Here is a 25,412-nt window from a genome sequence, read left to right as displayed (position 1 = left end):
ACGGGCAAAGCGTGCTTCCGCCGCTGGCGAAGGCCGAGCGGAGCTTTAAGTCCCCGTCCCGTGGCAAGTATGTGACAGCAGCTGTAAATACGGTAGTTAATAGAGCATGTCGTCTATCTCTGAAACTCGCCGAGCCGTAGTGATCGAGGACGATCCCGACATCAGGGGCCTGCTGGTGCATGTCCTGGCCAAGCAGGGTTTCGAGGTCACGCAGGCAGGCGCAGGCCTGCCTGGGATTGAGGAAGTCCGCCGCGCCAGGCCGGATCTGGTCACCCTGGACCTGAACCTCCCCGACCTGGACGGCTTGGAAGTCTGCAGACTCCTGCGCGAATTCTCCGACGCCTTCATTGTTATGCTCACAGCGCGCACCGACGAACTGGACAAGCTCGCGGGACTGGACAACGGCGCCGACGACTACATCAGCAAGCCCTTCAGCCCGAAGGAGCTGCAGTCCAGGATCAATGCCCTCTTCCGGCGCCGGCAATCCCGGCCAGTGGACTCGGCGGTCGCGAATGACCTGGAGCGCGCCACCGAAGTGCAACAAAGCCTCCTGCCCAAGGAAGACGTCCGGGTAGACGGCTACGACCTCGCCGGCGCCTTCCGCCCGTCCCGCAACGTGGGCGGGGATTTCTACGACTGGTACCGGAGCCCGGACGGCCTGCACCTGACGTTCGCCGATGCAATGGGCAAAGGCATGGGCGCAGCCCTCATCGCGGCCACTGTACGCGCCGTGATGCGCTCCACAAGCCGGCGCGAGGACCTGGATGGAGCTTTCACTGCCGCCAGTACGGCCATCGCCACGGACCTGGATTCATCCAGCTCGTTCGTCACCCTTTTCCATGCCCGCCTGGATGCTGCATCCGGCACGGTGAACTATGTCGACGCCGGTCACGGGCTTGCCCTGCACGTGCAGGCCGGTGGAACGGTACGGCGGCTTCCCTCCGGCGGTCCTCCCGTCGGTGCCTGGGCCGGGTCCACGTGGCCGCAGTCGACCCTTACGCTGGCTCCGGGCGACGCGCTCGTGGTGGTGAGCGACGGCGTGCTGGATGTCTTTGACTCCGTGGAGGCATTCACCGAAGCTGTACTGCTCGCCACCCATGGCCAGAAGTCCGCGCGGGCCGCCAGCGACGCCATCCTGTCCCTGGCCCCAGCGGACACAGCCGAGGACGATGTCACCGCCGTGGTGGTGCGTCGGCTGCGGGACCAAGCCGTGGCATGACCCGCTTTTGGACCCGACTGATCGTGGTGCTGACTGCCATCCTGGGCCTCAACTACGTGTCCTGGCGCTGGACCGCCTCGCTCAACTGGGATGCCTGGTGGATCTCCGTCCCCTTGGTGCTGGCGGAAACCTACAGCCTCATCGACGTCATGCTGTTCGGCATGACCGTATGGAAGCTGAAGCTTCGCAAGGGAGCGCCGGAAGCACCTCACGACGCCACGGTTGATGTGTTCATCACCACCTACAACGAGCCCCTGGACATGGTGTTGGCCACCGCCCGGGCCGCCCAGCGGATCCGGCACCCGCACAGCACCTGGATCCTGGACGACGGCGCACGGCCTGAACTCAAAACCCTCGCGGAACAGCACGGCCTGGGCTACGTGACCCGCGGCGAGGACTGGACGGACCGGCCCAGGCACGCCAAGGCGGGCAACCTGAACAACGCCCTGATGGTCACCCACGGCGAGTTCCTCCTGATCCTGGACGCGGACCAGGTCCCCGAGCCGGACATCCTGGAGAAGACGGTGGGCTACTTCAACAACCGCCGTGTGGCACTGGTCCAGACTCCTCAATACTTCAACAATGTCCCTGCGGATGACCCCCTCGGCAGCCAGGCGCCTTTGTTCTACGGACCCATCCAGCAGGGCAAGGACGGCTGGAATGCGGCGTTCTTCTGCGGTTCAAACGCCATCCTGCGACGTGAGGCCCTGATGCAGCTGGGCCTGGTGGGGTACGTCAAGGAGACGGAGAAGAGCATCCGGCGGGCGCTGGCCGCCTCCCGCTCCGCCATCCGGCACGCCAGGAAATCGGCGGACCGTGAGTCGCCATTGATCGCCAGGGTCCTTGACGAGGTGGAAGCCGCCACACTCGAAGCCCAGCGGCAGATGGACGACGGCGGACCGTTGGGTGAGATCACCTACCGGGTGCGCCGCCGCGTGGACCAGGCCGTCCAGGCACTGGTGATGGCCGACGTTTCGGCACTGCAGGCGGACCTGGAAGAAATCGCAGCCATGGAGTTGGCGCATGTCGGCGAGGCCGGCGTCCCGGTGGTGGCCGATGACGCCGTGAAACGGATGTCTGCCCGGGACTGGTCCCCGCTGGGAGCCCTCGAATCCGTACAGGCGGTCCTGGATGCACTGTCCGTGGAGCGCAACGACGAGGCACAGCCAGTCATGCCCCTGGCCACCATCTCAGTCACGGAGGACATGGCCACGGCCATGCGCATGCACGCGATGGGCTGGGAAAGCGTCTACCACCACGAGATCCTCGCCTACGGCCTGGCTCCGGAGGACCTCAAGACCATGCTGACCCAACGGCTCCGCTGGGCGCAGGGGACCATCCAGGTGATGCTCCGGGAGAACCCGTTGGTCCAGCGTGGCCTCAAACTGGGCCAGCGACTCATGTACTTCGCCACGATGTGGACCTACTTGAGTGGGTACGCTGCCGTCATCTACTTCGCGGCGCCCATCATCTACCTGCTGCTGGGCATCCTGCCGGTGGCCAGCCTGAGCACGGACTTTTTCATCCGCTTCGTGCCCTTCATGATCGTGAACCAGCTGCTGTTCGCCGTGGCCGGCCGGGGCATCAGTACATGGCGCGGCCAGCAGTACAGCCTTGCGCTGTTCCCCACGTGGATCAAGGCCTGCTCGACGGCGGCCCGGAATGTGTGGTTCGGGCGCCCGCTGGGGTTCGCTGTCACCCCCAAAGCCCGCCAAAGCGGAGGACCCTCCTGGAGCCTGATCCGACCCCAGATCGTGGTGGCGGTCCTGCTGGCGGCTGCCGCCGTCGTCGGCCTTGTCCGCCTGGCCGCGGGACTGGCGGAACCGCTTGGCACGCTGATCAACGTGGCGTGGGTTATTTTTGACTTGGCGGTCATGAGCGTCCTGCTACGGGCCGTTCGCTACAAAGGGTTTGAGTCCGTTGTGGAGTCGAAGCCGCAAGAGAGGAAATCCGGTGGAGTTTAGCTACGAAATCAAAGACTCGTACGCGGAGGTGAAGGCAAACGGGCGGCTGAACATGGTATCCGCACCGAAGCTCCGCGAGTTCGTCACGGACGTCATCGCCGGCGGCTCCAGCAGGATAGTGGTCAACCTGGAGAACACGGCCTTCATGGATTCCTCGGGCCTCGGAGCGCTGATCGGCTGCCTCAAAGCAGCGCGACAGGCCGGCGGAGACCTTCGGATCGCGGCTGTGCAGCCGCAGGTGAAGATGGTGCTTGAGCTGACCAGCATGGACCGTGTTCTCACGTCCTACGCCTCAGCGGAGGAGGCGTTCAGCCATGACTGACGTCCTGGCCCGCCGCAGCTTCCGCGGGCTGGCTACCTCCGAGGCCATCGAATTGGTCCACGACGAGCTCGATGGCCTGTGGCAGGATGCGCCGATCGTCCAGGATATCGACCAGATGACGTTTACCACCGCAGTAATCGAGGCGGCGTCCAACATCGTCCAGCACGCCGAACCTGCCACGGCATTGCCCGTGGAGCTGGGGGTAGAGATCAGCGTCCACGCCGCACTCCTCCAGGCCCGCGTCAGCGCCTTCCACGCCAAACCTCCGTTCGGGCCCATGGAGCCAGTTTCCGCGGACGATGACTCGGAGTCCGGCCGCGGACTGGCACTCATCCAGGCGCTGGTGACCACCGTGACGTTCGAACGTCAGGACGCCACCAACACCTGGGTCCTGTCGCGGACGCCGAGCGCTTCAGCGCCTTGACACCGTACATGCCATCGGCTTCACTATTACATATGCTGAAATAACAGTTCCATGATGCGGAAGCTTTCTGTCGCCTCACGGGCGGGAAGTGCCGGGAGCCGGCCCTCCGCATAGCCGTCACCATGGATGCCAGCAGCAGCAACGCGAGGAAGCAGCAGCATGAAGCTTGCCGAATTCAACAGCGCGGACCCCGCCCGGGCCGCCACCGTCCTTAAACCTTGCCTCGATGTGTGGCGCTGGGTGGATGCAATTTCGGCCGCCCGGCCCTTTCCGTCGAGGCGGGCACTGCTGGCTTTTGCGGCGGAAGCCGCCGAACCGTTCACGGCCGCCGAGGTCGAGGCGGCCATGGCGCACCATCCGCGGATCGGTGAAAGGCCCGCAGCCGGCACCGCAGAGGCCTCAATGTCCCGCTCCGAACAGTCCGCTGTCAATACAACCGACGCCGAGATGGCTCAGGCGCTGGCCCAGGGCAACCGGGACTACGAGGAAAAGTTCGGCAGGGTGTTCCTGATCCGAGCTGCAGGGCGTACGGCGCCGGAAATACTGGATGCACTCACCGAGCGCCTTGCCCACTCCCCTGCCGAGGAAGACACCATAGTGGCCCAGCAGCTGCGCGAAATTGCCGTACTGCGGCTGGAAGGAGTGATCGGCGAATGAGCGTTTCCCACGTCACCACCCATGTCCTGGACACCGGCGCCGGACGCCCGGCGGCGGAGGTCGCCGTCGTGCTCTACCAGAACGACGGCGGCAGCTGGCGTGAACTTGCCCGCTCGGCCACTGACGCCGACGGCCGCGCGAAGGACCTGGGCCCCGGGCAGCTGGCTCCGGGGCGCTACAGGCTCAACTTCGGCACCGGCGACTACTACGCCGGCCTGGGTACCGCAACCTTCTTCCCGGAGGTGGATCTGGTCTTCGAGGTAACCGGCGACGAGCACTACCACGTGCCGCTGCTGCTGAGCCCGTTCGCCTACTCCACGTACCGCGGCAGCTAGACGCTAATTTCTGGCTGGCTGACAGGACGGCGCCCTGGCCGCCCACGGGTAGGCTGGATGGCATGTCTGTTGAAGAAACCCCGGCTGAACGCCGCGAGGTCACCGTCCGCCGGGCACCCAGGTATGTGCCGTTCCTCGTCCTGGGCGGCCTGGTCGGCGTAGCCACGGCAGCCGTGGTTGCGTACGGGCTGCCGGGGGACGCCAGCTTCGACAGGGGCTCGGTGTTCGGATTCTTCCTGGTCATGTTCGGCGCGGCCGGCGCAATTCTCGGCGCGGTTGTTGCCCTCGTCCTGGACAGGCTCAGCGTGAAGCGCTCCAAGGTGGCGGTGGTCGAAGCCGTCCCGGAGTCCGAACCAGACATCGGCGAGCAGCCCTAGTCCCGTCAGCGGCGCAGTCACAAACCCTCCGGCGGAAAAGTCTTACCCCATATCGTGAGATAATCGACCAGTGGCACGCGGCGATGGAAAACTTTCTCATGATCTTCTCCCTGGCGAAAAAGGCCCTCAGGACGCTTGCGGCGTTTTCGGGGTCTGGGCACCAGGTGAAGAAGTAGCAAAACTCACCTACTACGGGCTGTATGCACTGCAGCACCGCGGTCAGGAGTCGGCTGGTATTGCCACCAGCGACGGCAAGCGGATCAACGTCTACAAGGACATGGGACTTGTCTCCCAGGTCTTCGACGAGACCACGCTGAACACCCTGACCGGGCACCTGGCCGTGGGACACTGCCGCTACTCCACCACCGGAGCCAGCCACTGGGCCAACGCCCAGCCAACGCTCGGCGCCACCAGCACCGGCACTGTGGCCCTGGCTCACAACGGCAACCTGACCAACACCGCGGAACTCAATTCCATGATCCTGGAACGCAACGGCGGCCAGCTCAGCGGGGAAATGAAGCAGGGCAACACCTCTGACACCGCCCTGGTGACGGCTCTGCTGGAAGGCGAGGAGGGCAAGTCCCTCGAGCAGACAGCCCTTGAGCTGTTGCCCAAAATCAAGGGCGGCTTCTGCTTCGTCTTCATGGACGAGGGCACCCTTTATGCGGCACGTGACACCTACGGCATCCGTCCACTGGTCCTGGGCAGGCTGGAACGTGGCTGGGTGGTCGCGTCTGAGCAGTCCGCCCTGGCCACCGTAGGCGCCAGCTTCATCCGCGAAATTGAGCCGGGCGAATTCATCGCCATCGACGAGGACGGGGTGCGCTCCCAGCGCTTCGCAGAGCCGACGCCGGCAGGCTGCGTATTCGAGTACGTGTACCTCGCCCGCCCGGATGCCGCCATCGCAGGCCGGTCCGTCTACGAATCCCGCGTGGAGATGGGCCGCCAGCTGGCTCGCGAAAACACGCAGGAAGCGGACATCGTCATCCCTGTCCCGGAATCCGGCACCCCGGCCGCCGTGGGCTACGCCGAGGAATCCGGGATCCCGTTCGCCCACGGCTTCGTCAAGAATTCCTACGTGGGCCGCACGTTCATCCAGCCTTCCCAGACGCTCCGCCAGCTGGGTATCCGGCTCAAGCTCAACGCCCTGGAATCCGTCATCCGCGGCAAGCGCGTCGTCGTGGTGGACGATTCGATCGTCCGTGGCAACACCCAGCGCGCCATCGTGCGGATGCTCAGGGAAGCCGGTGCCGCGAGCGTCCACATTAAGATTTCCTCCCCGCCGGTCAAGTGGCCGTGCTTCTACGGCATCGACTTCGCCTCCCGGGCGGAACTGATCGCCAACGGCGCCACCATAGATGAAATTACCCAGGCCATCGGCGCCGATTCGCTCGCCTATATCTCCGAAGACGGCATGATCGACGCCACCCGGCAGCCGCGCGAACGCCTCTGCACCGCCTGCTTCACCGGCAAGTACCCGATCGAGTTGCCCGGCTCAGACAAGCTGGGAAAGAACTTGCTGGAACGTACCGACCTTGGCGGCCTGGCGCCGTCGCCGTCGGCCCTTCCCGGCGCCACCGCGGCCCTGGCTGTGTCCTCCCTTGATGACGAGGATCCGGCGGAGAAGGCGGGTGCCACCGGGTGCGATCCCGGACCTGACGCTGAGTTCGAGAACCTGCTGACCGAAGCCGACCTTGTGCCAGACGTACACGCCGCCACCACCGGCGCTGACAAGAAAGAGTCCGTATGACTTCCGCAACCCCCACCGCCGGCACCCCGTCAGGAAACGCTGCAGGGATCACGTATGCCTCCGCCGGCGTCGACGTCGAAGCCGGCGACCTCGCCGTTGAACTGATGAAGGGTGCGGTCAAGGCCACCCACAACTCGTCCGTGATCGGCGGCGTTGGCGGCTTCGCGGGGCTCTATGACGTCTCACGGCTTCTCACGTACAAGCGCCCGCTCCTGGCCACGTCCACTGACGGCGTGGGCACTAAGGTTGCTATCGCGCAGGCCATGGACATCCACGACACCATCGGCTTTGATCTGGTGGGCATGGTCGTGGACGACATTGTGGTGGTTGGCGCAGAGCCGCTTTACATGACTGATTACATCGCCTGCGGCAAGGTTGTTCCCGAGCGGATCGCGGACATCGTCCGGGGCATCGCCGCGGCCTGCTCGGTTGCCGGAACTGCCCTGGTGGGCGGGGAAACCGCCGAGCACCCGGGCCTGCTGGGCGAGCACGAATACGACGTCGCCGGTGCCGCCACCGGCGTCGTCGAAGCCGACGCCCTGCTGGGCCCGGACCGTGTCCGGGCCGGCGACGTGGTGATCGGCATGGCGTCCTCCGGTTTGCACTCCAACGGCTACTCCCTTGTCCGCCGCGTCATCAACCACGCCGGCTGGGCACTGGACCGCCAGGTCTCAGAACTGGGCAGGACCCTGGGCGAGGAACTGCTGGAGCCCACCCGCGTCTACGCAGCCGACTGCCTGGACCTGGCCCGCATGTTCCCGGTGAGCGCATCTGCCGCAGGGGGGAAAGCCGTCCACGGCTTTAGCCACGTCACCGGTGGTGGCCTCGCCGCAAACCTTGCCCGTGTGCTCCCGCAGGGGCTGGTGGCCACTGTGGACCGCGCCACGTGGGAGTTGCCGGCCATCTTCAAGCTCGTCTCCGAACTGGGCAACGTCCCGTTGGCCGACCTGGAACGCACCCTGAACCTGGGGGTGGGCATGGTGGCCATCGTGTCCCCCGAAGCGGCAGACGCTGCCGTGGCCCGGCTCAACGACCGCGGACTCCCGTCCTGGGTGATGGGTACGGTCACAGCGGATTCGGATTCCATCCTTAAGTCCGGCCCGGATTACATCCAGGGCGCCAAGGGCGTCGACGGCGGCGCCGTCCGACTGGTCAACGCCTACGCCTAGTCTTTCCCGAAGCACCATCGAGTGCTCCGTAAGCGCCCTTTTGAACCTTGAAAACGGCGGTTATGGAGCACTCGATGTGGTTTAGGAAAGAAAAAGCCCGCTGCCTGCACCGGGTTTCCGGCGCAGGCAACGGGCCTGGTAACTGAGATAGCCCCTTGGCTCCGACTGGATCCAGGGTGCTGAAAAGAAGCGCTGTACTGACGAACAAACTGCGGCATTCGAACGTACTGCGGCGTCACGGTTCAGGGCGCCTTACGGCCACACCGGCGTGCGACAACTAGCCGATCCGACGGGTGTCTACCTCGTCGTCGTCTTCTTCCAAATCGTCCGCGTACTTATCCACATAAGCCGAATAATCCGGTTCAACCGGTTCATTCGCGAAATGGCTCGTGGCACGACTGCCCGGACCCGTCAGCTCGCGCTGAAGTGCCGTGTAGTCAGTGTTCGGGGAGTAGTACTTGATGTCCCGAGCCTGCTTGGTAGCTTTTGCCTTTTGACGGCCGCGCCCCATGGCGTGACCCCCTTTTGTACTTGGACCGGAGGTGGTCACCTTGGCTATCGGTGAGGCCCCGGAATGTTTGGTCAATTTGTCGTACACCTAGATTACATGCTTTCGGCGGCACCTGCTCGCCAGCATCTGCCCTGAACCTCATGTCGGCACCATTCCGGCCGCCGGCTGCAGGGTTCCCAGCTTTTTTGTTCGGTAGAGTTTCTTCAACAACTGCTGATCCCGGTCGACGGACCGGGTGCTCGATGCGGAGAGAACGCAGGAGGGTGCATCCTAGTGAACCATCAGGACATCCCGGACCAGCCACCGGCCGAAGGTCCGGACACTCCCGTCGGCCGGCGCCATCACCCCGTGCCGCCCAAGCCTCCCTCACCGCCAACAGCCAGCCTCCCGCACGTGCCGTCTGCTCCGCCGGGGGAGTCAGGAGCGGCGCCAGAACGCTCCGGCAAACCACCCTTTCCCGTTCAGCCTCCGGCCCCGGAGACGCATGCTCCGGCCAGGAAGCCCCGTTTTGCCCCTCGGAAGCCCCGTCCGGGTGGGCGGAGGGCGCTCATGGCCGCCCTTGCAGTGGTCATCCTGGGGGTTGTGGGCTTCCTGGTCTGGTTCGCCGTATGGCTCACCTCCAGTGGACAGAGCACCGGAACGGGCGACGGCGCTGCAACCGGTGTGGTGGAAACGTCACCCACACCGCTGGCAACGCCTTTGCCGCTGCCCCGCGAAGGTGTGGCGCCCCCGGACTTCCGATTGGGTGACTGCTTCAAGGATTTCCAGCCGGAGTCCCTGAAGTCAACGATCGTGGCGTGCGAGACCGGCCATTCGGCCCAGCTGGTGGCCATCTACCGCTATCCGGCCGCTGACTCCTACCCCGGCGCTGATGCCCTCAAGGCGAAGGCACTGGAAGCCTGCCAGGCCGCCAGGCTGGCCCCGGCGGCCAACGACTACACCCTGAACTTCGAGCGGACCTACCCCAGCAGCACCAGTTGGGATTCCGGTGACCGGCGCGTGGACTGCTACGTCACGGCCGCCGGCGGGAACGTCATCAACGCCAGCGTGCTTCCCTAGTGGCGTACACCGCGAAGAACGCGTACCCCACCGCCCCAGCGGGCCGACCGACGGGCCGCCTAGTCCTTCCGCCGTACCGATAACCCGGCGCCGGCGGGAGCGCCGCCGTCGGGTCCGGCCAGTGCCTCGAGCCCCTCGATGGTGAGTTCGTCGACGTCGGCGGCGGTATTGACCAGCACGGTGTCACCGTCAGCGATGTCCCCGGCCAGGATGGCCTTGGCCAGCCGGTCACCGATCTCCCGCTGCACCAGCCGGCGCAGCGGCCGGGCACCGTAGGCGGGGTCGAAACCGGACATGGCCAGCCAGGCGCGCGCCCCATCGGTCACCTCAAGGGTGAGCCTGCGCTCGTACAGCCTCTTGCCCAGCTCGGCCACCTGCAGTTCCACGATCTTTGCCAGTTCTTCCACTGTCAGGGCGTCGAAGAGGACCACTTCGTCCAAACGGTTCAGGAACTCCGGCTTGAACGCGTTGTTCACGGTGGCCATTACGGCGTCCCGCTTGGCCTGCGCGTCCAGGCCCTGGTCCACCAGGAACTGGCTGCCCAGGTTTGAGGTCAGCACCAGGATGGCGTTGCGGAAGTCCACAGTGCGGCCCTGGCCGTCGGTGAGGCGGCCGTCGTCGAGCACCTGCAAAAGGATGTCAAAGACCTCAGGATGGGCCTTCTCCACCTCGTCCAGGAGGATTACGGAGTACGGTCGGCGCCGGACGGCCTCGGTCAGCTGGCCGCCTTCCTCGTAGCCGACGTAGCCCGGAGGAGCCCCGACCAACCGCGCCACCGAGTGCTTCTCGCCGTATTCGGACATGTCGATCCGCACCATGGCGCGTTCGTCGTCGAAGAGGAAATCGGCCAGGGCCTTGGCCAGTTCGGTCTTGCCCACACCCGTGGGGCCCAGGAACAGGAACGAGCCCGTGGGACGGTTGGGATCGCTGATGCCGGCGCGTGCACGGCGGACGGCGTCCGACACGGCTGCCACTGCCCTGGACTGGCCGATCAGCCGCCTCCCGAGCTCCTCCTCCATGTGCAGCAGCTTCTGGCTTTCGCCCTGCAGCATGCGGCCGGCAGGAATGCCGGTCCAGGCGGAGATGACCTCGGCGATGTCATCGGCCGTGACCTGCTCGGCCACCATCTGGCCGGACTTGTCCGTCACCGCTTCCTCGGCGGCGGCGGCGGCATTCAACTCGCGTTCCAAGGCAGGAATCTCGCCATACAGGACCCGCGACGCCGTCTCCAGGTCCCCTTCGCGTTGGGCCTTATCCGCGGTGGAACGCAGCTCGTCCAGTTTGGCCTTCAGGTCACCCACCCGGTTCAGCCCGGCCTTCTCGGCTTCCCAGCGCGCGTTGAGCGCGGCCAGTTCCTCGTTCTTGTCCGCTTTGTCCTCCCGGAGCGCGGCGAGGCGCTCCACCGAGCCGGGGTCCGTCTCGTTTTCGAGCGCCAGTTCCTCCATAGTGAGGCGGTCCACGGCGCGCCGGAGCTGGTCGATCTCCTCCGGGGCGGAATCGATCTCCATCCGGAGCCGGGAGGCGGCCTCATCCACCAGGTCGATGGCCTTGTCCGGCAGCTGGCGGCCCGAGATGTAACGGTTGGAAAGGGTTGCGGCGGCCACTAGCGCGGAGTCCGAAATGGTCACCTTGTGATGGGCCTCGTAGCGTTCCTTGAGGCCGCGCAGGATGCCAATGGTGTCATCAACGCTGGGCTCGCCCACATACACCTGCTGGAAGCGGCGTTCCAGGGCAGGGTCCTTCTCGATGTTCTCGCGGTACTCGTCCAGGGTGGTGGCACCGATCAGCCGCAGCTCGCCGCGGGCCAGCATGGGCTTGAGCATATTGCCGGCGTCCATCGAGGATTCACCCGTCGCGCCCGCGCCCACCACCGTGTGGATCTCGTCGATGAAGGTGACAATCTGGCCTTCGGAGTTCTTGATCTCTTCCAAAACGGCCTTGAGCCGCTCCTCAAACTCGCCGCGGTACTTGGCTCCGGCGACCATGGACGCGAGGTCCAGGGCAATCAAGGTCTTGCCCCGCAAGCTTTCCGGGACGTCACCGGCGACGATCCGCTGGGCCAGGCCTTCGACCACGGCCGTCTTCCCCACGCCGGGCTCACCGATGATCACGGGATTGTTCTTGGTGCGACGGCTCAGCACCTGGATGATCCGCCGGATCTCGTTATCGCGGCCGATCACGGGGTCCAGCTTGCCTGCCCGCGCCATCGCCGTCAGGTCAGTGCCGAACTTCTCCAGCGACTGGAAGGTGTTTTCCGGATCGGGGCTGTCGACCTTACGGTCCCCACGGACCCCCGGCAGTGCGGCGAGCAGCGCCTCGTGGGAGGCACCGGCATCACGCAGCAACCGCCCGACGGCGTCGCTGCCGGTGGAGAGCCCCAGCAGCAGGACTTCCGTGGAGACGAACGTGTCACCCAGCCTGTCCGCTTCGTTCTTGGCGTTCTGGATTGCCTGCAGCGCCGGCCTGGAAAGCTGGGCCTGCTGCGTGGAACCGCCGGACGTTGCAGGCAGTGCCTTGATTGCAGTACTGGCCTGGACGCTAACGGCGTCCGGGTCCGCCCCGGTAGCGCGGAGAAGCGCGACGGCGACACCCTCCCGCTGGTCCATCAGGGCCTTGAGCAGGTGGGCGGGTTCCACCTGTGGATTTCCTGCCGTGGAGGCATTCATGGCTGCTGCCGAAAGAGCCTCCTGGCTCTTGGTGGTGAATTTGACGTCCAAAGAGAGCTCCTTCCGGGATGTACATTTTGTTAAGTTGAGTCTACTACGCTCAACTTTGCGGGTGCGCCATTTTTTGCTGCTTGTTTGCCCACAGCGAACCGGACTGCCGGAAAGCGCACGGGTTCCGGTGGTTGCCACGCATGGGCGGTCCTTGCACTGTATCGCCCACCAGTTGATCACCCTAGGATCAATTGGTGACTGGGGAGCACTTCCCCGGCGCACTCGAGACGGGATTGCAATGAAGAAATTTATGGTTCTTTACGTCGCACCGCAGTCAGCACAAGCGCAGATGGCCGAGAGCTCCCCGGAGGCCGCCCAGGAGGGCATGAAGGCCTGGCTGGAGTGGGCGGACCGCGCCGGAGAGGGCATCCTGGACATGGGAACTCCGCTCGGTGCCGGCAGGGCGATCACCTCTTCCGACACCTCTGACACTGACACCAACGTGGCCGGCTATGGCATTCTGCAGGCCGAGGACCTTGGCGGCGCCCAGGCGCTCCTGGAGGGCCACCCACACCTCATGATGCCGGGAGCCAGCATCCAGGTGTACGAATCCCTTGACCTCCCCGGGATGTAGATCCCGACTTCAAGTGTCCCTGGCGGGGGGCTCCCCCAATAAACCGCCCGCCAGGGTGTCTTCCTGAAAGTAGACCCGGGGGCGGCAGGAATCCGCGGCGAGCCGTGGTCAGCTCCAGTAGTGGGCCACGCGCAAGCGCGGCAGTCCATCCCTGATATTACCGGCAAGGGTGACGCACGTCACGTTAAATGACAGCATCGGTCAATTGGTTTTCGGGCCATCCAGGATGACATCAGCCCGGGTAAATGGACACCGCACCGGCCTTGATCACGAAGTACACCTCGATGCCGGGCACCAGTGCGAGGTCGGCTGAAGACTCCGGTGTGATGTCGGCGCTCAACTGCCCGCCTTCCCCGGCCCGGACCCTAATCCTGTCCCCATGGGGTTCGAGATCTGTGATGGTGACGGGGAAGGAGTTCCGCGGGGAGCCGTGCGCCTCCGCCATGAAAACGGAAACCGCCGACGGCGGGAACACCGCCACGCCCGGCTGCCCGATGGGGAGCGGCCCCGGAAGGTCGTCGTGCTGTCCGTAGACAGCAAGGTCCCTTGCCTGCAGTCCGTGTTCGGTGATGGTGCCGACAACGAAGTTCAGCCCTGCCAGCCCTGCCGCAAACCGGCTCCGCGGACGCAGGAGCACGTCCCGGGTGGGCCCTTCCTCGCTGATCCGGCCGTTCTCAAGGATCACCACCCGGTCCGCCAGGATGAGCGCATCCAGGATGTCGTGGGTGATGATGATGGCACGGCGGCCCGCGAGCACACGCTTGAGCAGCCGCCGGAGTAGCGGAGCGGCATGGATATCCAGCGCGGCCATTGGCTCGTCCAGGAGCAGGAGCCCGGGGTCGGCGGCGAGCGCACGGGCCACGGCCACGCGCTGGCTCTGGCCGCCGGACAGCTCTACGGGACGGCGGGACTCCAGTTCCCCGGCTTCCACCTCGGCCAGCCATCGGCTTGCCGAGTCCCTGGCCTGCTGCTTCGGGGTGCCCGCACTCCTAGGCCCGAAGGCCACATTGTCCAGGGCGCTGAGATGGGGGAAAAGCAACGGCTCCTGGGCCAGGAGTGCGGTGCCGCGGCGGTGGGGCGGTGTCCATGGTCCCCGCCCTCCAGCCACGTCGAACAAGACCCGGCCGTCCACCTCCGCCCTGCCCGAATCGGGGTGGAGCAGCCCGGCAATGACGGCAAGCAGCGTGGATTTGCCCGCACCGTTGGGGCCCATGACGGCCACGGTTTCAGTAGGGCCAAGCGAAAGGGACACATCGAAGCCCCTGTCCGCCACGACTGCCTGGACCGTAAACGTCACAGGACACCCCCGCGAGAAGCAGGTGCCGCCGTCGTCGCGCCCTCCCCGCCGGCCGCACTTGCCCGGCCGGGAGGACGTGGGCCGCGGTGGGCAAGCGCCACCACCGTCACGGATACGGCCACCAGGACAAGGGAAAGGGCGACGGCGGCATCCGCATCGGTCTCCCGCTGCAGGTAGATTTCCAGGGGCAACGTCCTGGTCACGCCCTGGAGGCTCCCGGCGAAGGTGAGGGTGGCGCCGAACTCGCCGAGGCTGCGGGCGAAGGACAGTACCGCGCCCGAGGCAAGGCCCGGCAATACCAGCGGGAGGGTGACGCGGCGCAGGACGGTGCCGGGCCGCGCGCCGAGGGTGGCGGCAACGGCCTCGTACTTCGGGCCCGCTGTCCTCAGGGCGCCTTCGAGGCTGACCACCAGGAACGGAAGGGATACAAACGTCTGGGCCAGCACCACGGCGGTGGTGGAGAAAGCTATCTGCAGGCCGAGCATCTCCACGCTGCGGCCCAGGAGGCCTTGCCGGCCGAAGGTGTAGAGCAGGGCGATGCCCCCCACCACGGGCGGAAGCACCAGCGGCAGCAGAACCAGGGACCTCAGGACGCGCTGGCCCGGGAAGCTGGCGCGGGCAAGGACCAGGGCAAGCGGAACACCCAGGATGACGCACAGGACGGTGCTGGTTGCGGACGTGCGCAGGCTCAGGCCGAGGGCCGTCAGGGACGAGTCCGAGGTGACCAGCGGGATGAACTGCGGCCAGTTGACCCTGGCAACCATGGCGATCAATGGGAGCAGGACCAGTAACCCGCCCGCGGCGGCCACCGTATAGATCCAGGCAGGAATGCCAATGTGGGCGAGGGCTTTGCGGGGCTTCGGGACTTGTGGACCCGCACCTGTCCGGCTCCTGGCAGGAGTCATTGCTGCGGGGCTCCGAAGCCGGCGTTGCCCAGCGCTGCCTGACCCTCGCTGCCCGTTACCAGTTCCAGGAAAGCCTCAGCCGCCTGCTTGTTCCTGGCGCCCTTCACCGCGGCCATCGGGTACGTGTTTACGGCCCTGGCTGCCTCCGTAAAGGGGATGGACTCCACCTTGCTGCCTGCGTTCTTGGCGTCCGTGACATAGACCAGGCCGGCGTCGGCTTCCCCGGAAACGACTTTGCCCAGGACATCAGTGACGGAGGATTCCTCGCTGACCGGACTCAGCGCGGTGCCCGTCTCCTGCTCGATCGTCACAGCGGCGGCACCGCAGGGCACCTGGCTGGCGCAGACCACCACTTTGGTGCCCGGCCTGGCCAGGTCACGGAAGGAGGCGATGCCGGCCGGGTTGCCCGGCGGAACCGCGATGGTGAGTGTGTTCGTGGCGAAGTCCCGGGGCTCGCCGTCCACTAGGCCGGAATCCTGGAGCTTGGCCATGTTCCGGGTATCTGCAGATGCGAAGACGTCCGCCGGTGCGCCCTGGGTGATCTGTGTGACCAGGTCTGCCGAGCCGGCAAAGCTCAGGCTGACTTTGGTTCCGGGATGGCTGGCCTCGAACTTTCCGGCGAGCTCGGTGAAGGCGGCCTTCAGCGAGGCGGCAGCGAAGACGGTAACTGTGCCGGTGGCGGTGCCTCCTGCTCCGGGCTCACCGCCGTCCTTGTTGCCGTTCTGGTCTACTTGTCCTGCGGGGCCGCATCCGGCGAGCGTCACTGCCAGGAGTGAGACCGTGGCTGCCACCTTGGCCCTAGCGAACCCTCGCGTCGGCTTCATGCGGAGCCCTTTCCCTGTCGCGTTTCGATGATCACGGTGGTGGCCTTGACCACGGCAGTGGCCACTGACCCGAGCTCCAGGCCAAGCTCCCGGACCGCCTCACTGCTCATGAGCGACACCACCCGGAAAGGCCCGCACTGCAGTTCCACCTGGGCCATCACCGTGTCCATGGTGATGCCGGTAACCAACCCCACGAACCTGTTCCTGGCAGAGCTGCCGGTCCGGTGCGGATCGTCGGGAAGCTGTGCGAGCTTCTGCGCGTGCCTGGCCAGCTCCAGCCCGTCCACAGCCAGCCGCCCGGCGTCGTCTTTGACCGGGGTCAGGCTGCCGTTCTCGGTCCAGCGGCGGATGGTGTCGTCGCTAACGCCGAGGAAGCTGGCCGCTTCGGAAACGCGAATACTGGGCATTCGCCGATTATAGTCCGCATTTGCGTCTACCAGAGCCTCTTTGGACCGCACCACGGAGTGAGGCACATCGTCCGTCACCGGGCAGCCCTACGGAGCCGAAGGACAAAGGAATGGGCACCGTCTCATCACCCCGGTTGAACTTCGTCATCCTTGGTGCTGAAACCCTGCCGATCCGCCTATTTCGGGGCGGGGGCCCGCTTAGGGTGGAAGCATGTTCCCCCTCCTGAGGCGCCTCCCCCAGCCAGCACGCCAGGCAGTCGCCCCCGCCACGGCGCTGGCAGTACTGCTGGCCCTCATCGTCCTGGAGCAGCGCGGGTTCAACCGGGACAGCGCTGTGTTGATTGCCCTGCTGTCCGCCGTTGCGGCGGCCCGGCTCATTCCCTTAGGTGCGCTGGCTTTTGGAGCCTGCGTCCTGCTGCTGCAGAGCACCAAAATCCTTCCTGGAGTCATGGTGTCCGGGGTCCTCAGCTACGTCGCAGTTCCACTGGCCATCCTGTTCGCGGGCCTGGGCTACCGGGGCCGTCACCGCTGGCTGCTGCCGGTGTTCGCGGTCGCCTCGGCCGGTCTGGTCACCGTCAACTGGTTCAGCGACGCCACGTGGGTCAACTTCGTTTTTCCCACCCAGCTCTATGGTCGCGGCACACTCCGGACAGGCACCTACGTCTTCCTGGTCTTCGGCGCCTTCGCAGCGTTCAACCTTGCCGCCTGGGCCGCAGGGCTGGCGGCCAACAATGCTTCCAGCAGCCGGCGGGCACAGCTCCGGGCGGAGACGGACCTGCAGCAGACAGCCACAGAACTCGCCGTGGAACAGGAACGTAACCGGATCGCCCGCGAACTCCATGATGTCCTGGCCCACTCGCTCACCGTCATCACTGCCCAGGCCGAAGGGATCCGGTACATCCACCGGTCCGAACCCGACGCCGTCGAGGAGTCTGCCCTGATCATCGCCTCCGCTGCCCGCACGGCACTCGTGGAAACGCGCCACATGCTGGAGAACGTCTCCCCGGGGGAATCGGCTCTCCCAGCTTCCCCGGCACCTTCCCTTGGGCAGTTGGGTTCGTTGGCTAACCAGTTCACCGCAAGCGGAATGCCCGTCATGGTGGATGCCCCGGCAATGCCGCCCGGGGTGACGCCGCTGCAGGAACTCACGGCCTACCGCGTGATCCAGGAAAGCCTGACCAATGCCTTCCGGCACGGTGACAGGTCCAAGGGTGCCACCGTTTCGGTCCGGCCCGGCAAAGGCGGTTTAGGCGGTTTGACAGTCCGCATCAGTTCAGCGATATCCGACGACGGCGAAGCTCCCAGCGCACGTACCGGCAGGGGCATCTACGGAATGAAGGAACGTGCTGCGGCGGTGGGCGGCTCGCTCACGGCGGTCACCGCCGGGAACCGGTTCGATGTGGAGGCTCTGCTGCCATGACTGAAACAGACACCGCAGCACCGGCCATCCGGATTGCCCTGGTGGATGACCAGCCCCTCTTCAGCGCGGGCCTCAAGATGATCCTGCGAAGCCAGCCCGATCTGGACTTCGTCGGTGAGGCCCAGGACGGTGCGGCGGCGGTGGAACTTGCAGCCGCCGTCGGGCCTGACATCATGCTGATGGATATCAGGATGCCCGTCATGGACGGGATCACCGCGACCCGCACCATTGCCTCGGGTTCCGGCACGCCACCGAAGGTCATTGTTCTCACCACCATCCAGCACGATGAGGCTGTGGTCCGAGCCATCCAGGCCGGTGCCGCGGGGTTCCTGACCAAGGACGCCACGCCTGAATTCCTGCTGGCAGCCATCCGCACGGTTCACTCAGGACACGCCGTGATGGCTCCCCACGCCACCAACCAGTTGCTCCGCGACTACACCACACCGTCGGCCGGAAATCCTGCAGCCCTGGCGGCCCTCTCCGCGCGGGAAAAGGACGTGTTCCTGCTTGCAGCCGCCGGGCAAGGTAACGCCGAAATCGCAGCGGGCCTGGTCCTGAGCGAGGCCACGGTGAAGTCCCACGTGGGCAGCATCCTGGCCAAACTCAAGCTCCGCAACCGGATCCAACTGGTGGCCTATGCCTACGAGAACGGGCTGCTCGGCAAGTGACTTCGGGCTCTCAGTCCGAACAAGTTCCACTGCATTATCACCAACCATTGGGGAGAACCATGAAAGAAAAACTGATCGGACTTGCCTTGCTCGCGGTAGGGGCAACGGCGGCACTCGCTGCCTCGACGGTCCCGGGCGGCACCATCGCGGCCTCGGGAACGCCCATCAGCGGCATCACCGCCCAGGCCCAGGCTTACGCCAGCCCTGACGCGGCCGCCGAAGCTGGACGCGCCGCCGCCATCAGGGCATGTATGGCTGCGGCCGGGTATGACTATGCGCCGCCCGTTGACGCCTACCAAGTGGATTTCAACAGCAACATCGGCTTCAAGCGCCTGGACGTGGCCACGGCGAAGGCCAGTGGCTATGCCTCGCTGCAGCAGTCAGGACCGGGCGAGCCGGCTGAGGGGTCCCCTGAAGCCGCCCTTTTCGCGGATCCCGGCTTTAATGCCGCCCTCTCTGGCGTTCGGCCGGAGGAGGACATGGTGCGGCACGACGGCAGCGGTATGGGAACGTCCGGCGGGGGCTGCCGCGGGGAGGGGGCAAAGGCAATCTACGGCAGCATGGAGAATTACATCCTGGCTACCGGCGTCGCCGCTAATTCCCTAAACTCCGCCGCCGGTGGCCTCATGTCCGATTCCGGGTTCCAGAAGGCCATTGATTCCTGGAGGGACTGCATGGCAGATTCGCCCTATGCCAACTTCCGCAACCCGGCGGACGCCGTGTCTGCGGGTGTGAAGGCCGGCGGCCTGAACGAGTTCAAGATCGCGGTCACGGATGCAACATGCCGCGAGCAGGTCGACTTCCATGGCCAACTCGACTCCCTGCTGGACAAGTACCTCACCACCCGGATGCAGCAACTGGAGCCGGAGATCGCGAAAGTAACCGAGATCCGGAAGCAGGCAGCGGCCAGGGCAGCCGACTTCACGAAGTAAGCCCCAGCCCCACAAACGCGGCGGCCGGTCACCTTGGGGGAGACCGGCCGCCGCACCCTTTGGTCCGGCGGTCCAACCCGTCCCGGATTAGACTTCCTGCATGGCCATCTTTGTTGACCCTCCCCTCTGGCCTGCCCACGGAACGCATTTCTCGCACCTGATCTCCGATACGTCGCTCGAGGAACTCCACGCCTTTGCCGCGGCAGCCGGAATCCCTGACCGGGCCTTCGACGGCGACCACTACGACGTCCCCGAACGCCGATTCGATGAACTGGTAGCCGCCGGCGCCTTACCCGTGGAGGCCCGGATCCTGGTACGGAAACTCATCTCATGCGGCCTGCGCATCCCGGCACGCCAGCGGGACAAGTCTCTGAAGCTGCCCCTCCTGAACCGCTGGAACACCATCATGCCCGGCCACGACGCCCTCTTCCTCGACCTGCTGGACCGCTGGGGCGAGGAGCACCGAAAGTACCACGGCCGCACCCATCTCCTCGCCGTGCTGGAGGCCCTGGACGTCCTCACCGAACCTGCGGGATCGCCGCGCACGGTGCTGCTTGCGGCATGGTTCCACGATGCCGTGTACCGCGGTGTTGCGGGCCAGGATGAGGAGGAATCGGCCCGGCTTGCCGAAGACAGGCTCGCCCGAGCCGGCCTGCCCGATGCTGAGATCGAGGAGGTTGCCCGCCTTGTCCGCCTGACTTCGGACCACCGTCCGGAGCCAGGGGACGACGACGGTGCCCTGCTCTGCGACGCGGACCTGTCCGTCCTGGGCGGCGAACCGGAGCAGTACGCCCGGTATCTGGCAGCCGTCCGTGAAGACTACGCGCACATCGCCGACGCTGATTTCGCCGGGGGACGTGCCGCCGTCGTCCGTCAGCTCCTGGAACTGGACCCGCTGTTCCACCGCCAGCGGGCGCGGGAGCTGTGGCTGGACGCCGCCCGGCGGAACCTGCAGGGCGAACTGCGCCGTCCTGGCGCGGGCCCGGCTGACTGCGTTTCACCCCAGAGCGAGGCTCACCTTCAGGCGTAGGTCAGGCTCACGAGCAGCGCCTTGAGTTGGGCGTATTGGTCGGTTGCCATCCAGGCATTAGCTGCGCCCTTGTTCGGGAACCCTGGGTTGTTGAAAAGAACACGAGTGCTCAGGCCGCCATTTTCTGTTGAGACGAGATTGCACCATGATGCGACGCCCTCGCCTTCCTCCAGGGACCGGGGATCGCTCAGCCCCATGAAGTAGGAATCGCCTTCGCCATTCGGATAGCTTTCCATGACGAACCCGAAAAGGGGCTCCGTACCGTCTGGTGCAGCCATTCCCGGAACCGCCGCCTGATCGAATACACGACGCGACACGGGACCGCCGGCACAACCAGCGGTGAAGCCATTACCCAAGGAGAGCAGATCGTTGCCTGCACCGTCAGAGACGATCGCTTCAACGCCGGGGACGCCGGCTGGTGGGAGCACGGTTCGCACTGCCCACGTCGACGGATAAGCGAAGGAGATGTGTCCATCCGGGAAGGTGAAGGTCTTCAGCGCTGGCGCCTCATGCTTCGCTGTTGAGGCAGGCACCACTGACGCGGGCACCGCAATGGTGGTGAGGGCCACCGGCGCTGCAGTGGAAGGTGGTGCGAAAGCCAGCTTTGGCGTGGGTCCGTCCGGGTCATTCACGGTCATGTTCGAGGCGGCGGCAGGATCAGCTCCCACCTGTAACCCGCATCCGGCAAGCACCAGGCTGACGGCAAGACCCGCCGTTGTGACGGCTGTAAAGAGTTTGGCGCGGTTGGAATCCATTTTCTGTACCCCCAATATCTGTGACGGCGGGCTGAACATCCCGCTCGATAACTAAGTTTCCGGAACCTCGCCAGGAATTACCTTCAGAAGAAAGAAATTTTGCTTTCTGCCTGTGCCGGTGGAGGATCGGTCACTCGGTGTCTCGAAACCGGTCGCGCTAGCGCAAGCCGCGAGGCCGGGTGCGGGTGCGGGTGCGGGTGCGGGTGCGGGTGCGGGGCTATTGTGCCCGATCGCCAGGGAGTACGCGTCGCAGCGCGTCGAGAGTGGTGTCCGGGCCGGAATTGAAGGCGAACCTCGCCTCCGGAGCGAGTTCGTGCACCGTATTGACAATTCGCTCGAAGAGCTCAGTGTGAGCGGGTATGGCCCGCACTCCACCGCCGATCATCACGGCGTCCCAGGGTCCACGCGCGAGTTCGCCGCGAACCGCGGCCTCGCCGTCAAGTGGGTCCGTGCCAATCTGACACGAAACGGAATCATATCCGGCCGATGCGACGGCGGCGTCCCCGTCCGCGATTTGGGTCTCTAGCGTTGCCAGGCTGATTGGCGCCGCCGACAGGTCGACCGATGCGGGCGAGAACCCAATCAGCAGAACACGGAAAGCGGGCGGCGTGCCACCGGGAGGAAGGTCGACCACCATCATGAGCCAAGCCTGCCGGGCGTTATGTGGAGAGTCAATCCGCCGACGCAGCGAGCGGGCGGGAGCTGCGGCTGAACGTTGCCCGCCGGAACCTTCAGGGCAGCCTGGCCTGACAGCAGGCGTGACAGCAGGCCGGGAAAGACAGCCTTTACCAGCGCCGCAGGCAGTGCAAGACTGCTCGGATGACCCTGCGAATTCAAGCCTTCAGCATGGACTCCACCGACCCCAAGGTACCGGCGGACTTCTGGGAAAAGGCCCTGGGATGGCGGCGGACCTATGAAGTGGAGGACGAAATCGTCCTGGAGCCGCCAGCCGGCAGCCCGCAGGACGGAGTCTCCCCTGACCTGTTGTTCCTGAAAGTTCCGGAGCGTAAGGAGGTCAAAAACAGGCTGCACCTTGACCTGCGGCCCGAAGACCAGGCCGTGGAAGTGCAGCGGCTGGAAGCACTGGGCGCCACCCGGGTTTCAGTGGGCCAGGGCGAGGACGTGACCTGGGTGGTGATGGCCGACCCTGACGGCAACGAATTCTGCGTGCTGCGCGCCCTGCACAGTGAAGAGCTGGACGCCCAGGGACTGGTGCCTGGGGTGGAGGCACAGCCCGACGCGTAGGACAGGCTGACGCCGTGGCTACCGGTAGCCGGTGACGAACGGTTTACTGGTGGGAACGATCTGCTTGCCCAGCGGCATAAGGGACACTGGGATGAGCTTCAGGTTGGCTATGGCAAGCGGGATGCCAATGATGGTGATGGCCATCGCAACTGCCGTGACCACGTGGCCGATCGCGATCCAGATGCCAGCCACCAGCAGCCAGATCACATTGCCCAGCAGCGCGAAGACTCCTGTCCCTCCGGGCTTGTCCACCACCATTCGCCCGAACGGCCAGAGGGTGTATGCGGCGATCCGGAATGACGCGATCCCCCAGGGAATGGTGACGATGAGCAGGCAGCAGATGATGCCGGCCAGGAAGTAGCCCAGGGCAAGCCAGAGGCCGCCGAAAACGAGCCAAATGATGTTGAGCAGTGTCTTCATCTGTCCATTGTGCCCTGCGGGGTCCGACAAAAACCTCGGGGTCCACCCTGATTCTCCCCTGAACCGGCCAGCCGGCGTGCCTAGCCCTTGGCCGCCTTCACGAAAGCGCGGATCTTGGCCAGGTCCTTCACTCCCCTGGAAACCTCGACGCCGGAGGAAACATCCACGCCCCACGCACCTGCCGTTGCAGACGCCTGGGCAACATTGGCAGGGTCAAGGCCGCCCGCCAGCAGCCAGCTGCGGCCGTGAACGGCTGACGCCGTGGAAACAGAGCCGTAGTCCCACGCTTCGCCGGACCCGGGGACGGCGGCGTCAATCAGGAGGAGCTCCTCGCCCCAGTCGCCGAGCTCTTCCGGCGCGGCACCCATGGTGACGGCCCTGATGAGCTTCATGCCGGCGTCGTGCACTGTCTTGACGTCCGCCGGGGTGCGCTTCCCGTGCAGCTGCACCCACTCCAGGCCGGCGGCCCGGGCGATGGCGACGGCGTCGGCGGCCGGTTCGTGGCGGAAGACCCCGACGGCAGCAACACTCTCCGGCACATCCGCCAGGAGCTTGGAAACCTGTGACGGCGACACAACGCGCGGGCTGGCAGTCAGGACAAAGCCGACGGCGTCCGCCCCGGCATCTACGGCCTCACGGACGGATTCGGGCGTACTCAGCCCGCACACTTTGACGAACATTCCCGGCTCCTTAGGGCAGTCTTCGCGATGTCCCCCGGGAGGAGGTTAGCAGGGAACCGCCAACCATGATGTCAGATACTTGTGCCATGGTGGTGGTGCCAAGACCAGTTGAAGGGAAAATTCGACCATGACGAGACCCAACTTGTTCCTGATTTACGTGACCGACGTCGAGCGGTCCACTGCCTTTTACAGCGACCTGTTTGATATGCAGCCGAAGATGATCACTCCCCGCTATGTTCCCTTCGAGCTCGCCGCCGGAGTCCTTTTCGCGCTCTGGAGCGGGCGTGCCGAACAGGTGACGCCGGAACTGCCGCGCACCTGCGAGGTGGGCCTCATGGTGCCGGGCGCCCAGGCAGCCGTGGACAGCCGCTTCGAGGAGTGGTCCGCCAAGGGCGTCACTGTGGTGGAGCAGCCACATGACGACGTGTTCGGCCGCACGTTCGTCATTGCCGACCCCGACGGAAACCTCATCCGGGTCTCGCCGCTTGACTGACGTCTGTTCTCACGGGCCTGCTGCCGCCAGCAACTAGGCTGGGCGGATGGAGATCATCCGCTTTGCAGAACTCAGGCCCCAACCGTGGCGGAACGGCGGCGGGGTGACCCGCGAGCTCGCCAGCCATCCCAAGGCAGCCTCCGCCCAGGACGGCGCATGGGACTGGCGCGTCAGCATCGCAGACATCACCAAGGCTGGGGACTTTTCAGCGTTCCCGGGCATGGAACGCGTCCTGACAGTGATCGACGGCGAGCTGCTCCTGCTCACCGTTGACGGCGCGGAGCACCCCTTGGAAAAGTACCGGCCATTTAGGTTTCCGGGCGAAGCCAGGACCCACGGCGCCCTTCCCACGGGCGACATCCGGGACCTCAATGTCATCACACGGGCCGGCTCGTTCAAGGGCTACACCTCCATCATCGAGCTCTCGAAGAAGCGCGCCCACCCCGTGTTCGAGGGCCAATTGGGCGTGCTGCTGCAGGGCCAGGCTTCTGTCAGCCCCGGCCCGGTACAGGGCACTGTGGACGAGGGTTCCGCTGCGGCCCCGGACACGGAATCCCTCGCGCTCGGCCGCTACGACGCCGTCGTCGGTTCCGACACCCGCTCCCCCGAAATCCTCGGCCGCGGCTTCCTGGCCGTCGTCTCGATTGACCCCGTCACGGAGGCGGACGCCTAGACTCGGGCTATGACCACCACATCTTTCAATGAGCTCCTGTCCACCCAGATCGGCAACGAATTCGCGGCCTCCCAGCAGTACATTGCCGTGGCCACCTGGTTCGCCAACCAGGACCTGCCGCAGCTGGCCCGCTACTTCTACCGCCAGTCCGTGGAGGAACGGAACCACGCCATGATGATGGTGCAGTACATGCTGGACCGCGACATCCCCGTCTCCATCCCCGGCGTCCCCACCGTCCGAAACGACTTCTCCTCCGTCACCGAGCCCCTCGCTCTGGCCCTGCAGCAGGAGCAGGAAGTCACCCGTAGCATCGAGTCCCTCTTCCGCGCGGCCCGCGCCGGGGACGATGCCCTGGGCGAGCAGTTCATGCTCTGGTTCCTCAAGGAGCAGGTGGAGGAAGTGGCCTCCATGACCACCCTGCTGAATATCGCCGAACGCGCGGACAACCTCTTCGATATTGAGAACTTCATCGCCCGGGAAACCATCGGCGACGGCGGCCGCGACTCCTCCGCGCCGGAGGCTGCCGGCGGCGCCCTGTAGTCCCTGCCCGCGGCGCCCTGTAGCAGATGGGACCAGCGCGGCAGA

29 protein-coding genes are annotated in these 25,412 nt (G+C 65.6%); 19 read left to right on the top strand and 10 right to left on the bottom strand.

Features of this window, described 5'->3' with window-relative positions:
• Positions 1-106: 106 nt before the first annotated feature.
• The 9 genes from J7E83_RS11350 to purM all read left to right on the top strand — a co-directional run bounded on the left by J7E83_RS11350 (position 107) and on the right by purM (position 8,217).
• Positions 107-1,219: a PP2C family protein-serine/threonine phosphatase gene (locus tag J7E83_RS11350; protein ID WP_214962092.1), complete on the top strand. Its 1,113-nt coding sequence runs from the start codon at positions 107-109 to the stop codon at positions 1,217-1,219.
• Positions 1,216-3,183: a glycosyltransferase family 2 protein gene (locus J7E83_RS11345; RefSeq protein WP_214962090.1), complete on the top strand. Its 1,968-nt coding sequence runs from the start codon at positions 1,216-1,218 to the stop codon at positions 3,181-3,183. The genes J7E83_RS11350 and J7E83_RS11345 overlap by 4 nt, the downstream gene beginning before the upstream one ends.
• Positions 3,173-3,505, top strand: a complete 333-nt coding sequence (locus J7E83_RS11340; RefSeq protein WP_214962088.1) for an STAS domain-containing protein — start codon at positions 3,173-3,175, stop codon at positions 3,503-3,505. The genes J7E83_RS11345 and J7E83_RS11340 overlap by 11 nt, the downstream gene beginning before the upstream one ends.
• Entirely contained in the window at positions 3,498-3,929 is a 432-nt protein-coding gene (locus J7E83_RS11335) for an ATP-binding protein (protein WP_214962087.1), read from the top strand. The genes J7E83_RS11340 and J7E83_RS11335 overlap by 8 nt, the downstream gene beginning before the upstream one ends.
• A gap of 159 nt (positions 3,930-4,088) precedes the next feature.
• Positions 4,089-4,586: a 2-oxo-4-hydroxy-4-carboxy-5-ureidoimidazoline decarboxylase gene (uraD, locus tag J7E83_RS11330; protein ID WP_214962085.1), complete on the top strand. Its 498-nt coding sequence runs from the start codon at positions 4,089-4,091 to the stop codon at positions 4,584-4,586.
• Positions 4,583-4,921 (top strand): hydroxyisourate hydrolase, encoded by a 339-nt coding sequence (uraH, locus tag J7E83_RS11325; RefSeq protein ID WP_214962084.1) that lies wholly within the window; start codon positions 4,583-4,585, stop codon positions 4,919-4,921. Before uraD ends, uraH begins: the two co-directional genes overlap by 4 nt.
• A 62-nt stretch (positions 4,922-4,983) precedes the next feature.
• Positions 4,984-5,298, top strand: coding sequence for a hypothetical protein (locus J7E83_RS11320; RefSeq protein WP_214962083.1), 315 nt, complete (start codon positions 4,984-4,986; stop codon positions 5,296-5,298).
• A gap of 70 nt (positions 5,299-5,368) precedes the next feature.
• Entirely contained in the window at positions 5,369-7,048 is a 1,680-nt protein-coding gene (purF, locus tag J7E83_RS11315) for an amidophosphoribosyltransferase (protein ID WP_214962082.1), read from the top strand.
• Positions 7,045-8,217, top strand: coding sequence for a phosphoribosylformylglycinamidine cyclo-ligase (gene purM / locus J7E83_RS11310; RefSeq protein WP_214962081.1), 1,173 nt, complete (start codon positions 7,045-7,047; stop codon positions 8,215-8,217). Before purF ends, purM begins: the two co-directional genes overlap by 4 nt.
• 277 nt (positions 8,218-8,494) lie before the next feature.
• On the opposite strand, the gene J7E83_RS11305 is transcribed toward purM, so the two are convergent.
• Positions 8,495-8,728, bottom strand: coding sequence for a DUF3073 domain-containing protein (locus J7E83_RS11305; protein WP_214962253.1), 234 nt, complete (start codon positions 8,726-8,728; stop codon positions 8,495-8,497).
• 549 nt (positions 8,729-9,277) lie between these two features.
• Here J7E83_RS11305 and J7E83_RS11300 point away from each other — a divergent pair.
• Positions 9,278-9,787, top strand: a complete 510-nt coding sequence (locus J7E83_RS11300; RefSeq protein ID WP_251043752.1) for a septum formation family protein — start codon at positions 9,278-9,280, stop codon at positions 9,785-9,787.
• Positions 9,788-9,846: 59 nt separating this feature from the next.
• Here the strand turns inward: J7E83_RS11300 and clpB are convergent, their stop codons facing one another.
• On the bottom strand, positions 9,847-12,504 hold the full coding sequence (clpB, locus tag J7E83_RS11295; protein WP_214962080.1) for an ATP-dependent chaperone ClpB: 2,658 nt from the start codon (positions 12,502-12,504) through the stop codon (positions 9,847-9,849).
• Positions 12,505-12,742: 238 nt separating this feature from the next.
• On the opposite strand from clpB, the gene J7E83_RS11290 reads away from it, so the two are divergent.
• Entirely contained in the window at positions 12,743-13,078 is a 336-nt protein-coding gene (locus tag J7E83_RS11290; RefSeq protein ID WP_214962078.1) for a YciI family protein, read from the top strand.
• A 232-nt stretch (positions 13,079-13,310) separates the two neighbouring features.
• Here J7E83_RS11290 and J7E83_RS11285 read toward each other — a convergent pair whose 3' ends face one another.
• From J7E83_RS11285 to J7E83_RS11270, 4 genes are read right to left on the bottom strand one after another with little or no spacing between them, the layout of a single operon-like run.
• Positions 13,311-14,375 carry a sulfate/molybdate ABC transporter ATP-binding protein gene (locus tag J7E83_RS11285; protein ID WP_214962076.1) on the bottom strand — a complete coding sequence of 355 codons (1,065 nt, stop codon included), beginning with the start codon at positions 14,373-14,375 and terminating at the stop codon, positions 13,311-13,313.
• Positions 14,372-15,280 carry an ABC transporter permease gene (locus tag J7E83_RS11280; protein ID WP_214962074.1) on the bottom strand — a complete coding sequence of 303 codons (909 nt, stop codon included), beginning with the start codon at positions 15,278-15,280 and terminating at the stop codon, positions 14,372-14,374. The genes J7E83_RS11285 and J7E83_RS11280 overlap by 4 nt, the downstream gene beginning before the upstream one ends.
• Positions 15,277-16,104, bottom strand: a complete 828-nt coding sequence (gene modA, locus J7E83_RS11275) for a molybdate ABC transporter substrate-binding protein (protein ID WP_214962073.1) — start codon at positions 16,102-16,104, stop codon at positions 15,277-15,279. The genes J7E83_RS11280 and modA overlap by 4 nt, the downstream gene beginning before the upstream one ends.
• Complete coding sequence (locus J7E83_RS11270; RefSeq protein ID WP_214962070.1) at positions 16,101-16,511, bottom strand: molybdopterin-binding protein; 411 nt, start codon at positions 16,509-16,511, stop codon at positions 16,101-16,103. Before J7E83_RS11270 ends, modA begins: the two co-directional genes overlap by 4 nt.
• A 211-nt stretch (positions 16,512-16,722) precedes the next feature.
• Between J7E83_RS11270 and J7E83_RS11265 the strand changes: the two genes are divergently transcribed.
• The 4 genes from J7E83_RS11265 (at position 16,723) to J7E83_RS11250 (ending at position 20,561) form a co-directional block, all read left to right on the top strand.
• On the top strand, positions 16,723-17,931 hold the full coding sequence (locus J7E83_RS11265) for a sensor histidine kinase (RefSeq protein ID WP_214962069.1): 1,209 nt from the start codon (positions 16,723-16,725) through the stop codon (positions 17,929-17,931).
• Positions 17,928-18,599, top strand: a complete 672-nt coding sequence (locus J7E83_RS11260) for a response regulator transcription factor (RefSeq protein WP_214962067.1) — start codon at positions 17,928-17,930, stop codon at positions 18,597-18,599. The genes J7E83_RS11265 and J7E83_RS11260 overlap by 4 nt, the downstream gene beginning before the upstream one ends.
• Before the next feature lie 59 nt (positions 18,600-18,658).
• The gene (locus tag J7E83_RS11255) at positions 18,659-19,531 is read left to right on the top strand and encodes a hypothetical protein (RefSeq protein WP_214962065.1); all 873 of its coding nucleotides are present in this window, start codon (positions 18,659-18,661) and stop codon (positions 19,529-19,531) included.
• 100 nt (positions 19,532-19,631) lie between these two features.
• Positions 19,632-20,561, top strand: coding sequence for a DUF4031 domain-containing protein (locus J7E83_RS11250; protein WP_214962063.1), 930 nt, complete (start codon positions 19,632-19,634; stop codon positions 20,559-20,561).
• Here J7E83_RS11250 and J7E83_RS11245 read toward each other — a convergent pair.
• Positions 20,552-21,316, bottom strand: coding sequence for a hypothetical protein (locus tag J7E83_RS11245; RefSeq protein WP_214962061.1), 765 nt, complete (start codon positions 21,314-21,316; stop codon positions 20,552-20,554). The two genes, J7E83_RS11250 and J7E83_RS11245, sit on opposite strands and share 10 nt — an antisense overlap.
• Positions 21,317-21,533: 217 nt before the next feature.
• Entirely contained in the window at positions 21,534-21,956 is a 423-nt protein-coding gene (locus tag J7E83_RS11240; RefSeq protein ID WP_214962059.1) for a hypothetical protein, read from the bottom strand.
• A 179-nt stretch (positions 21,957-22,135) separates the two neighbouring features.
• On the opposite strand from J7E83_RS11240, the gene J7E83_RS11235 reads away from it, so the two are divergent.
• Positions 22,136-22,561, top strand: coding sequence for a VOC family protein (locus J7E83_RS11235; protein WP_214962057.1), 426 nt, complete (start codon positions 22,136-22,138; stop codon positions 22,559-22,561).
• A gap of 18 nt (positions 22,562-22,579) precedes the next feature.
• On the opposite strand, the gene J7E83_RS11230 is transcribed toward J7E83_RS11235, so the two are convergent.
• Together J7E83_RS11230 and J7E83_RS11225 are read right to left on the bottom strand one after the other, a co-directional pair.
• Positions 22,580-22,981 (bottom strand): YccF domain-containing protein, encoded by a 402-nt coding sequence (locus J7E83_RS11230; protein WP_214962055.1) that lies wholly within the window; start codon positions 22,979-22,981, stop codon positions 22,580-22,582.
• A gap of 80 nt (positions 22,982-23,061) precedes the next feature.
• Positions 23,062-23,661, bottom strand: coding sequence for a phosphoribosylanthranilate isomerase (locus J7E83_RS11225; RefSeq protein WP_214962053.1), 600 nt, complete (start codon positions 23,659-23,661; stop codon positions 23,062-23,064).
• A gap of 127 nt (positions 23,662-23,788) precedes the next feature.
• Here J7E83_RS11225 and J7E83_RS11220 point away from each other — a divergent pair, with 127 nt between their 5' ends.
• From J7E83_RS11220 to J7E83_RS11210, 3 genes are read left to right on the top strand one after another with little or no spacing between them, the layout of a single operon-like run.
• Positions 23,789-24,154: a VOC family protein gene (locus J7E83_RS11220; RefSeq protein WP_214962051.1), complete on the top strand. Its 366-nt coding sequence runs from the start codon at positions 23,789-23,791 to the stop codon at positions 24,152-24,154.
• Between the two features lie 46 nt (positions 24,155-24,200).
• Positions 24,201-24,827 carry a HutD family protein gene (locus J7E83_RS11215; RefSeq protein WP_214962049.1) on the top strand — a complete coding sequence of 209 codons (627 nt, stop codon included), beginning with the start codon at positions 24,201-24,203 and terminating at the stop codon, positions 24,825-24,827.
• A gap of 9 nt (positions 24,828-24,836) precedes the next feature.
• Complete coding sequence (locus J7E83_RS11210; protein WP_214962047.1) at positions 24,837-25,367, top strand: ferritin; 531 nt, start codon at positions 24,837-24,839, stop codon at positions 25,365-25,367.
• Positions 25,368-25,412: the final 45 nt, after the last annotated feature.

This window comes from Arthrobacter sp. ISL-48 (assembly GCF_018613805.1).
GTDB lineage: Bacteria > Actinomycetota > Actinomycetes > Actinomycetales > Micrococcaceae > Arthrobacter.
The sequence above is the reverse complement of the archived record's forward strand: the minus strand, read 5'-3'. Positions and strand labels throughout refer to the sequence as shown.